The sequence below is a fragment of the Acidovorax sp. KNOB132 genome (genome assembly GCF_057541515.1).
Window position 1 is genome coordinate 1 of sequence record NZ_BAAJYT010000125.1, and the last position, 10,422, is coordinate 10,422.

General features: G+C 69.4%; 8 protein-coding genes and 2 pseudogenes. 8 read left to right on the forward strand and 2 right to left on the reverse strand.

Features of this window, described 5'->3' with window-relative positions; translation table 11 throughout:
* The 5 genes and pseudogenes from AC27IO_RS15405 to AC27IO_RS15425 form a co-directional block, all read left to right on the forward strand.
* A pseudogene (locus AC27IO_RS15405) lies at positions 1-439 on the forward strand (hypothetical protein); the annotation flags it as partial.
* A 34-nt stretch (positions 440-473) separates the two neighbouring features.
* Positions 474-1,319 (forward strand): aspartyl/asparaginyl beta-hydroxylase domain-containing protein, encoded by an 846-nt coding sequence (locus AC27IO_RS15410; protein WP_498739526.1) that lies wholly within the window; start codon positions 474-476, stop codon positions 1,317-1,319.
* A complete protein-coding gene (locus AC27IO_RS15415; protein WP_498739528.1) occupies positions 1,307-2,356 on the forward strand; it encodes a sulfotransferase family protein in 1,050 nt (349 codons plus the stop codon). The genes AC27IO_RS15410 and AC27IO_RS15415 overlap by 13 nt, the downstream gene beginning before the upstream one ends.
* A 67-nt stretch (positions 2,357-2,423) precedes the next feature.
* Complete coding sequence (locus AC27IO_RS15420) at positions 2,424-3,617, forward strand: ABC transporter substrate-binding protein (RefSeq protein ID WP_498739530.1); 1,194 nt, start codon at positions 2,424-2,426, stop codon at positions 3,615-3,617.
* A gap of 12 nt (positions 3,618-3,629) precedes the next feature.
* On the forward strand, positions 3,630-4,160 hold the full coding sequence (locus AC27IO_RS15425) for a phage tail protein (RefSeq protein WP_487113870.1): 531 nt from the start codon (positions 3,630-3,632) through the stop codon (positions 4,158-4,160).
* Positions 4,161-4,206: 46 nt separating this feature from the next.
* Here the strand turns inward: AC27IO_RS15425 and AC27IO_RS15430 are convergent, their stop codons facing one another.
* Together AC27IO_RS15430 and AC27IO_RS15435 are read right to left on the reverse strand one after the other, a co-directional pair.
* On the reverse strand, positions 4,207-6,669 hold the full coding sequence (locus AC27IO_RS15430; protein WP_317351679.1) for a UvrD-helicase domain-containing protein: 2,463 nt from the start codon (positions 6,667-6,669) through the stop codon (positions 4,207-4,209).
* Positions 6,670-6,723: 54 nt separating this feature from the next.
* Positions 6,724-7,629, reverse strand: a complete 906-nt coding sequence (locus tag AC27IO_RS15435) for a MurR/RpiR family transcriptional regulator (RefSeq protein ID WP_498739532.1) — start codon at positions 7,627-7,629, stop codon at positions 6,724-6,726.
* 137 nt (positions 7,630-7,766) lie between these two features.
* On the opposite strand from AC27IO_RS15435, the gene AC27IO_RS15440 reads away from it, so the two are divergent.
* The 3 genes and pseudogenes from AC27IO_RS15440 to AC27IO_RS15450 form a co-directional block, all read left to right on the forward strand.
* Positions 7,767-8,963, forward strand: a complete 1,197-nt coding sequence (locus AC27IO_RS15440) for a M20 family metallopeptidase (RefSeq protein WP_284429055.1) — start codon at positions 7,767-7,769, stop codon at positions 8,961-8,963.
* A 60-nt stretch (positions 8,964-9,023) separates the two neighbouring features.
* The gene (locus AC27IO_RS15445; RefSeq protein WP_498739534.1) at positions 9,024-10,049 is read left to right on the forward strand and encodes a Bug family tripartite tricarboxylate transporter substrate binding protein; all 1,026 of its coding nucleotides are present in this window, start codon (positions 9,024-9,026) and stop codon (positions 10,047-10,049) included.
* Between the two features lie 126 nt (positions 10,050-10,175).
* Positions 10,176-10,422 (forward strand): annotated as a pseudogene (locus tag AC27IO_RS15450) (hypothetical protein); the annotation flags it as partial.

The following is a 10,422-nucleotide window of genomic DNA, read 5'->3' on the forward strand; positions in this document are numbered from 1 at the left end:
CACGGGCACCACCGGAGCGACGGGGGCCCTCGGTCCCACGGGCAGCGCGGGAGTGGCCGGGCCCACGGGCCCCACGGGATCGGCAGGCGCAACGGGCGCCACAGGCTCCACTGGTGGCACCGGCCCTGCGGGCCCGACCGGCGCGGCAGGCTCGGTGAGCACGGGAGTCACCGTGCGCGAGATCACGCTGCAACCGGTGAATGCACAGGCCTGCGCCGTCACCTCTTGCTGCAATGCGGGCGAGAAGGTGCTGGGCGGCGGCCATTCCGCCAGCACCGGACAGACATCGCCCGAAGACATCGGCGTCTATCTGGGCGAGAGCCGCCCGGTGGCCAATTGCGGCGGCAATGCGGGCACCTTCGGTTGGACGATCCGCGCCCTGAATTCCTATCGCTCGGACCTGCAAAGCTGCACGGCCTACGCGATCTGCGCCCAGTAACGGCGCTGGCTTCACCCACGGCCCGTATCGCCCCATGACCGCCCAGCCCACCGTGGCATCCCTTGCGCCCAACGACTTCCCGCCCATGCGGCGGCTGGCGCACGGCATGGCCGAAGTGGCTGCGGCGCTGCAAGAGGTCCATGCGTTGCCGGACGGCCTCTGGGGCCCGCATTTCAACCTGGCGAAGCACAACGGCGGCTGGCACGTGGCGGCCCTGCGCAGCACGTCCCGCTCGCCGCTGCCTGCCGCGCCAGGCGAGTTCGCCGCGGACTTCTTCCAGGACGAAGCCACGATGGCGCAATGCCCCGCCATTCGGACCCTGGTGGCCGGCATCACGGAAGGGGCACCGCTCAAGTCGGTGCGCGTGCTGCGTCTCGCGCCCGGTGGCGCCATCCTGGAACACGCCGATGCTGGCGTGGGCCTGCGGAATGGCGAGGTGCGCCTGCACCTGCCGCTGCAGACGCATGACGAAGTCTTTTTCCATGTGGATGGCCAGCGGGTGCCCATGCGCACGGGCGAGTGGTGGTATGCCGATTTCTCCCTGCCGCACCGCGTTTGCAACCGGGGCACGGTCGAGCGGCTGCACCTGGTGGTGGATTGCGAGGCGACGCCCCGCCTGCGCCAGGCCATCGCCGCGGGCGATACCGGGCGACCCTACCCGCCCGAACAGGACCCGCAGTGGCGGTTCGCGCGGTTTCGGGACCAAGTCTTCGACGAACCGGCGCTGCAGGACCGCCTGCTGGGCATCCACTCGCGGGAGGCATTCGCGCAGGCCTGCATGGAAATGGGCCAGGCCCGCGGATGGGCCTTCACCGAGGCGGAAGTCCTGTCCGCCATGGCCTCCGGGCGGCAGGCATGGATGCAGCAATGGGTCGTCTGAATTTCGAGGGCTGGTCGCCCATCCGCATCTATTCCGGGGCTGGCGGCGAGACGCTGGTGGACTGGATGCGCGCGCCGCCCGAGGTCACGCGCGCACCGTTCTTCTCGGACGGGGTGCAGGATGCGATGCATCGCCCCTTCCACCAGGGGTTTCGCCGGCAGACGCCGCTGTCCGATCTGCTCGACTGGGCGCAGGCCTCGCCGGGCCTGGCGCCATCGGGCATCGTCTTTCATGTGTCGCGCTGCGGCTCGACGCTCGTGACGCAGGCCTTCGCGGCGCTGGACAGCCACGTCACCCTCTCGGAGCCTCCGCTGCTGGACGATCTGATGCGCGCGAACGCCCGGCTGCCCGGCATGGATCGGGCACTGGCGGTTCCCGCGGCCAGGGCGGTGGCCAGTGCGTGGTCGCAACCGCTGCGGCCGGACCACGGGGCAAGGCGCAGCCACCTTGTCATCAAATGCGATTGCTGGGCCACAGGCTATGCGGACCAGATCGCGCAAGCCTGGCCCGACACCCCGTGGCTTTTCCTGTACCGGGACCCGCTGGAAGTGCTGGTGTCCCAGTGGCAGCAGCGCGCGGCCTACCTGATCCCCGGCGGGCCTCTGGGGGTCAACCTGGCTGGCATCGCGTTCGACGATGCGCTGCAGATGGGCCTCGAAGCCTATTGCGCCCGCAGCCTGGGCGCCCTCTACGAAACCATGGTGCAGCAGTTCCGGCCGGAGCGCACGCTGCTGATCGACTACCGGCAGCTTCCATCGGCCATCCTCACGGAGGTCGCACCGCATTTCGGCATGGCGCTCGACGCTGCGGCCACCGAGCAGGCCGAACTCACCTTCGCTGTCCATGCGAAGCACCCCAACCACCCGTTCGCACCCGACGCGCAGCGCAAGCGCAGCCAGGCTTCGCCTCGCCTGCACGAACTGGCCATGCAATGGATCGATCCCCACTACCGCGCCCTGGAAGCCATGCGCGCGGCGGCAGGCAAGGCCTCCATGCACGCCGGCGGAACCCCTTCCGAAGCCCTTGAAGCCGGTTGACCACGCAATGACTTCTTCGCCCCCTTCTCCTGCGCGACTCGGCCGACGCGGCTTCCTGGGCGCCTCCGTGTCCACGGCAGCGACCATGGCCTGCGCCGCTGCGCCGGCCCTGGCAGCGCCGACGGACCGGCAGGGCCCGGCGCGACATGGCACCCCGCGGACGGTCGGCGTGCTGCTGCCGGAATCGTCACGCTACCCCACCCTCTCCGCCGAATTCCTGGCCGGCCTGCAAGTGGGCGCCGAGGCCTCGGAACACCCCCCGCGTTGGCTGCCGCTGCCTTACGGGCGCAGTCCCCAGGCCGCGTTGCGGCAGGCGCGTGCCGCCGTCGGCTCCGGCGCGGTCGACGCGCTGGCAGGATGGCTGCCGATGCAGTCGGCCCGGGACCTGGTGCCGCTCCTGGAAGCGAACCAGATCCCTTTTCTGGCCAGCGACACGGGGGCCGACCAGCTGCCCACGCGCCTGGCCGACCGTTCGCCGTGGCTGATTGCCCACTCGCTGGATCTGTGGCAGTCCTGCGCGGTCCTGGGGCGGGAAGCGCCACGGCGCTGGGGCACACGCGCGTTGCTGTGCATGGGCTTTCTGGAAAGCGGCTACGACTTTCCGCATGAATTTCGCCGCGCGTTCGAGGCCGCAGGCGGCACGGTGTCGGCAATGCACATCTCCGGCCTGCCCGACGGCTCCGACGAGTTCGCCGGCTTGCGTTCGGCCTGGCATGCTGCCCGCGCAGACTTCGTGGTGGCCCTGTATTCCGGCGCGCAGGCCTTGCGCTTTCAGCGGCAGTGGAGCCAATTGCAGCCGCACAGCCAGACCCCCGTGGTGGGCACCCTCTTTTCGCGGGGGCCGGCGGAAGCCGTCGGGTCGCGGCCGATAGGCTGGACCAGCGTGGCCTCCTGGAACGCCGGGTCCGACGCCTGCCGGTCGATCGCCGCCCGTTGCGCGCTTTCGGGCTCGGATTCGCTGGCGGAGCTGAGCGGCCCGGCCCTGCTCGGCTTCGAGGCCGGGCAGCGCTTCGCGCAGTGGCAAAGCAACGGCGCGGGGGTCGAGCAACTGACCATCCTGCGAACGCCTTCGGAAAACGGCCCCCGTGGAGACCCGCCCCATGGTTTGGCGAGCGGCGATCGCAACGGCATCCACTGGCTTCGCGCCGGCACACCCGCAACGGGGGGGAGCACCGAAATGGCATGGGCCACGCGCGGCCCCGGCGCGCCGCTCGGAGCCCCCGGCTGCAGCGGCTGGACCACCCCTTATCTCGTGACTTAATGGAAGAACATCATGGCTGCAGACCCATTCATCGGTGAAATCTCTGTGTTCGCAGGCAACTACGCGCCCCGAAACTGGGCTTTTTGCTGGGGCCAATTGATGGCGATTTCCAGTAATGCCGCCTTGTTCTCGTTGCTGGGCACCACCTACGGAGGCAATGGCCAGACCACCTTCGCGCTGCCCGATCTGCGCGGCCGTGTACCGCTGGGCATGGGAATGTCGCCCGGCGGAAGCAATTACGTGCTGGGGCAGATGGCTGGACAGGAAAGCGTCACGCTCAACATCAACAACATGCCGATGCACAACCACACCACGTCCGTGGCGGTGAGCAGCGGCGCGGGCAACTCGGCAGCGCCCAACGGCCGCTACCTGGCCGCTTCCGACCGGCGCGATAACCAGTACACCAACCAAGCCCCCGACGGCAACCTGGCCGGCGTCACGACGGGGCTGGCCGGGAGCAGCCTGCCGCACGACAACATGCAGCCCTATCTCTCCCTCAACTTCATCATCGCGCTCGCAGGGACCTTTCCGTCCCGAAATTGAGGCACGCCGCGGGGCGGCGCATGCCACCCCGCCCCGCGGTGTCCAATCAATCCACCACGGTCAGCTTGGCCACCGACAGCGCCAGCCATTTGGTGCCATGCCGGGGAAAGTTCACCTGTGCGCGCGCATCGTCGCCGGTGCCCTCCAGCGCCAGCACCTTGCCCTCGCCGAACTTGGTGTGGAACACGCCCAGCCCCACGCGCAACCCGTGCGATGGAGCGGCCTTCTGCACCGGAACCGGCGGGCTGGCGAACGATTCCGACCTGGACCCGAATCCGCCTCTCGCGCTAGATCCATATGCACCGCCCGCTCCTGAATTAGGAGCAAACGTGCCGAACCCCTGCTGCTTGGGCGTGATCCATTTCAACGCGGCTTCAGGCAGTTCGTCGAAGAACCGGCTCTTGATGTTGTAGCGCGTCTGGCCGTGCAGCAGCCGGGTCTGCGAATGGCTCAGGTACAGGCGCTTTCGCGCGCGGGTGATGGCCACGTACATCAGGCGGCGCTCTTCCTCCAGCCCTTCGCGGTCGCTCATCGCGTTCTCGTGGGGGAACAGGCCTTCTTCCATGCCGCCGATGAACACGGCGTCGAACTCCAGGCCCTTGGAGGCGTGCACGGTCATGAGCTGCACGGCATCCTGGCCGGCCTGCGCCTGGTTGTCGCCCGCCTCCAGCGCCGCATGGGTCAGGAAGGCGGCCAGGGGCGAGAGTGTCTCGCCGGTATCGGTGTCCACGATGCCCGCCACGCCGCCGGGCAGCGGCTCGTCGGTGGTGGGCAGCGACGGGTCCAGGCCCTGGCTCGCCGGGCTTTGCGTGAGCGGCGTGCCGTGCTCATCCACCGGCAGCGCGATGGCGTCGCGCCCGAAGCCTTCCTGCGTGACGAAGCTCTCGGCCGCGTTCACCAGCTCCTGCAGGTTTTCGATGCGGTCGGCGCCTTCCTTTTCAGAGCGGAAGTGCTCCAGCAGGCCGCTCGACTCCAGCATCTGCTCGATGATGCCGCGCAGGGTCATGCCCTGCGTCTGCTCGCGCAGCACGTCGACCAGGGCGACGAAGCTGCCCAGGTTGGCGCCGGCCTTGCCCGGCACCGCGGTGACGGCATCGTGCAGCGAGCAGCCCGCGCTGCGCGCCGCGTCCTGCAGCACCTCGACCGTGCGCGCGCCGATGCCGCGCGGCGGGAAATTGACCACGCGCAGAAAGCTCGTGTCGTCGTGCGGGTTCTCCAGCACGCGCAGGTAGGCCAGCGCGTGCTTGATTTCGGCCCGCTCGAAGAAGCGCAGGCCGCCATACACGCGGTAAGGCACCGCTGCATTGAACAGGGCCGACTCGATCACCCGGCTCTGTGCATTGCTGCGGTACAGCACGGCCACTTCCTTGCGTTCGAAACCGTCGCTGCGCACGAGCTGGCGGATCTCCTCCACCATCCACTGCGCCTCGGCCAGGTCGGTGGTGGCCTCGAACACACGCACCGGCTCGCCAGGGCCCTGCGTGGTGCGCAGGTTCTTGCCCAGGCGCTTGCTGTTGTGGCTGATGAGGGCGTTGGCCGAATCGAGGATGTTGCTGTAGCTGCGGTAGTTCTGCTCCAGCTTGATCTGGCGCTGCACGTCGAACTCGCGCACGAAGTCGGCCATGTTGCCCACGCGCGCACCGCGAAAGGCATAGATGCTCTGGTCGTCGTCGCCCACGGCGATCACGCTGCCGCGCGCCTGGAACTGGCCGTCCGCCACGTCGCCCGCGAGCTGCTTGAGCCAGGCGTACTGCAGCTTGTTGGTGTCCTGGAACTCATCCACCAGGATGTGCTGGAAGCGCCGCTGGTAATGCGCGCGCACCGGGTCGTTGTCGCGCAGCAGTTCGTAGCTGCGCAGCATCAGTTCGCCGAAATCGACCACGCCTTCGCGCTGGCACTGCTCTTCGTACAGCTGGTACAGCTCGACCTTCTTGCGGGCATCGGCATCGCGTGCGTCCACGTCGCCCGGGCGCAGGCCCTCTTCCTTGCAGCCGCTGATGAAGTACTGCACCTGCTTCGGGGGAAAGCGCTCCTCGTCGATGTTGAACTGCTTGCACAGCCGCTTGACGGCCGAAAGCTGGTCCTGCGTGTCCAGGATCTGGAAGGCCTGAGGCAGGCCGGCCAGCTTGTAGTGCGCCCGCAGCAGGCGGTTGCACAGCCCGTGGAAGGTGCCGATCCACATGCCGCGCACGTTCACCGGCAGCATGGCCGACAGGCGCAGGACCATCTCCTTGGCGGCCTTGTTGGTGAAGGTGACGGCCAGGATGCCGCCGGGCGTGGCGTAGCCGTTTTGCAGCAGCCAGGCGATGCGGGTGGTGAGCACCCGGGTCTTGCCCGAGCCCGCGCCCGCAAGGATCAGGGCGTGCCCGGCCGGCAGCGTGACCGCGGCCAGTTGCTCGTCGTTCAGGTTCTGCAGCAGGGGCGAGGCGGCATCGGACTGGGGCGCGGGGCCGGCGTCGCCAGCACCGAAAGGCGCTGGCGCGCCGGAAAACAGGTCGTGTGGGAGCATGGTGCCATTGTAGGAACCTCCACCGGCCGCCCTCCGCCGTGGGGCTGCTCGGCGCTACCCCCCACTGCGCGGGCGGGCCGGCAGCGGGGGCATGCGGCGCAGGCCGTCCACCGCATCGGCCTCGAAGTTCTTCCACAGCGCGTCGCGGCGCTGCAGGGTCTGCGCCACTTCGCCATGCCGCTGCTGCGCCACGGCGGACACCAGCGCGTTGCACAGGAAGAACGCGGCGGTGTAGGAGTCGAACGGGGACGCGTTCGCCGTGCCCACCAGCAGGCTGTGGTGGGCGCAGGCCACGATGGGCGCCGCCGCGCTGTCGGTGATCGCCACCACGGTGCATCCCTGCTGCCGGAAATGCTGCGCGGCCAGCAGCGCGCCGTTGGAATAGCGGCGGATGGTGAACACCAGCAGCATGTCCTGCGGCTCGGTCCACAGCAGCCGGTCCACCGCGAAGGGCGCGCCCGCGCCCAGTTCCAGCACCTGCGGCCGGCACATGTTCAGGTGGGTGGTGAGGTAGGAGGACACCGGCACGCTGTTTTTCTCGGCCATCACGAAGACGCGCCCCTGGCAGCCGCTGATGGCCTGCACCACCGCCCCGAACACGCCCATGTCCAGCCCCTGCCGGGTGGCGGTGAGGTTGTGCTGGTCGTGCAGCAGCGCATCGTCCACGCACTCGGCCAGGGTGCGGTCGCTGCCGATGGTGGCGCGCGTGCGCTGGGCGGGCGTCTGCAGCAGCACGGTCACCTCGCTGCGGGCTTCGCGGCGCACCTCGGCCAGGCTGGCATAGCCCAGCTTGGCGAACAGCCGCACCACGGTGGAGGCGCTGGTGCCCGCGCGCGCGGCCATGGCGCTGGCCGAGTCGAGCAATCCGTCGGGATAGTGGCGCTGCAGGTCGTCCGCCAGCGCACGTTCGCTGGCCGTCAGGGTGGGGGCGTGGAGGACGAGCCGTTCGGTCAGGAGCATGGCAGGGGTGGAGAAATCGACGGGGATGGGTGAGCGTAATCCAGCGCAGCCCCGCATGGCGAAGCACCGCGAGCACATTGCAATGACTGTTTCATGAATATATGATTATTGAAATATTCATTTCACTCGCGATGCCCATGACCACCACCATCGAAGCCGACTCCCCTGCCACCGGCCAGGCCCTGCCGCCGGCTGCGCAACCCCTGCTGGCCTGGCTGGCCTCGCAGGAAAGTGCCATGTTCGATCTGCTGCGGCAGGTGGTGGACACCGACAGCGGCAGCGGCCATGTGGCAGGTGTGCAGCAGGTCGCGGCCCTGCTGCGCGGGCGGCTGGAAGCGGCTGGCATCGCCGTGCAGACCCTGCCGCAGCCGGGCTGGGGCGAATGCCTGCTGGCCCGCATTCCGGGCAGCGATCCAGCGGCCGCAGGCCACCTGCAGCTCATGGGCCATATGGACACGGTGTTCCCCCTGGGCACGGCCGCCGAGCGCCCCTGGCGGGTGGAAGCCGGCAAGGCCTTCGGGCCCGGCGTGGCGGACATGAAATCCGGCCTGGTCATGAACGTCTTCGTGGCCGAGGCGCTGGCCCGGTTCGGCGGCAACGCCTCGCCCGTGCACCTGTTCTTCTCGTGCGACGAAGAAGTGGGCTCGCCCGCCTGCCGAACGGTGATCCGCGAAATTTCCCAGGGCGCGCGCGCCGTACTCAACGCCGAGCCCGGCCGCATCACGGGCAACGTGGTGGTCGAGCGCAAGGGCTCGTACCGCATCGATTTCGAGGTGCAGGGCGTGGCCGCGCATGCGGGCATCAACCCCGCGCAGGGGGCCAGCGCCATCGAGGCCCTGGCGCGCAAGACGGTGGCCCTGCACGCGCTCAACGGCTGCGAGCCGGGCGTGACGCTCAACGTCGGCTTCATCCAGGGCGGCATGGCCTCCAACGTCGTCGCGCCGCTGGCGCGGGCCCATCTGGACCTGCGCTACACGGCCGAGAACGACCTCGAAGCCGTGCTGGCCCGCATCCGCGCGGTGATCGAAGAAGAATCGCTGCCCCGCACCAGTGGCCGCATCGTGGAGCAGACGGGCACGCTGCCCATGGCCAAAACCCCGGCCGACCTGCTGGCCGCCTACCAGCGCAGCGCGGCGCAGGTTGGCTTCGCGGTCGAGGGCGAATTCACCGGCGGGGCCGCCGACAGCGGCATCACCTCGTCGATGGGCATTCCCTCGCTGTGCGCGCTGGGCCCGGTGGGCGGATACGCCCACAGCGAGCGCGAGTTCTGCGACCTGACCACCTTCGTGCCACGGGCCCAGGCGCTGGCCCTCACCCTGCTCGCGCTGGGCTGACGGCGGGCCAGGCCGCGCCCTGTTTTCACCTTTGTCTTTTCATTTGCCATTGCCCCTGCCATGCCTGTTCGCAGCGCCCCTTCCTCGCCTGACGCCTGCCACCTGACCCGCCGCCAGATCCTGGCTTCCAGCCTCGGGCTGGGCCTGGCCGGCCTGCCCGCCGTGGCCAGCCACGCGGCAGAGACCTACCCCGCGCGCCCGATCACGCTCGTCGTGCCCTTCCCGCCCGGCGGCTCGGTGGACGTGATGGCGCGGCAATACGCCGAGCCGCTCGGCCGCATCCTGGACGTGCCCATGGTCATCGACAACAAGCCCGGCGCGGGCGGATCGATCGGCGCGCAGTTCGTGGCCCGTTCCAAGGCCGACGGCTACACGCTCGTGGTCTCTTCGCAAAGCAGCCACCTGGCCAATCCGCTCGTGCAGCCCAACCTGGGCTACGACCCCATCAAGGACTTCGACAACATCGCCATCCTGGGCCGCCAGCCCAACGTGCTCGTCGTGCACCCCAGCCTGCCGGTGAAGACCTTCGCCGAGTTCGTGGCCTACGCCAAGCAGCGCCCGGGCCAGCTCAACTTCTGCAGCGCCGGCGCCGGCAGCATGGGACAGCTCAATGTCGAAATGATGCAGCTGGCCATCGGCACACAGGCCGTGCACGTGCCCTACCGCGGCGGCTCTCCGCTCATCACCGCCGTGCTGGCCAACGAGGTGCAGTTCACGCTCGACAACCTGGTCATCTTCCTGCCGCACATCCAGGCCGGCAAGCTGCGCGCGCTAGCCGTGGCGTCGCCCCAGCGCCTGCCGCAACTGCCCGACGTGCCCACCTTCGCCGAACTGGGCCAGGCCCCGCTCAACCAGACGTCGTGGACCGGCATCGCCGCGCCCGCCAACACGCCGCCCGCCATCGTGGCCACGCTGCACAAGGCCATCCGCACGGCAGCCACGGAACCCTCCATGCTGGAAAACCTGCGCGGCCGCGGCGTGATCGCGCCGGAGGACATGGCACCGGCCGGCTTCGAGAAGATGATGGCCGAGCGCCTGGTGGCCTACGGCGACGTGGTGCGCCGCGCCAACGTCAAGCCCGAGTAGGCCGCACACCCAGCCTCCCGCCCCACCCCGGTTCGGGGACGGGGCCCCACATGCACGGGCGGCTCCCAAGCCGTGCGCATCTGTGGGAACATGGCGCGCAACACCACTGCCGCTGCTCCGCTGCCCATGCGCCCACCCCTTCACTCCCTGACCGCCCTGGCCTTGCTGGCCACCTTCGGCGGCGCCCCGCTGCTGGCCCAGGCCCAGGCGTCCTGTTCCAGCGACGGCGTGGCGCAGCCCGTGGCGCTGTACGAACGCTTCATCAACGCCGACTGCGAATCGTGCTGGGCCGGGCCGCCTGCGCACGCGCCCGGCGCCAGTGCACTGGTGCTCGACTGGATCGTGCCCGGTGGGTTGGCGGACGATGCCCCCC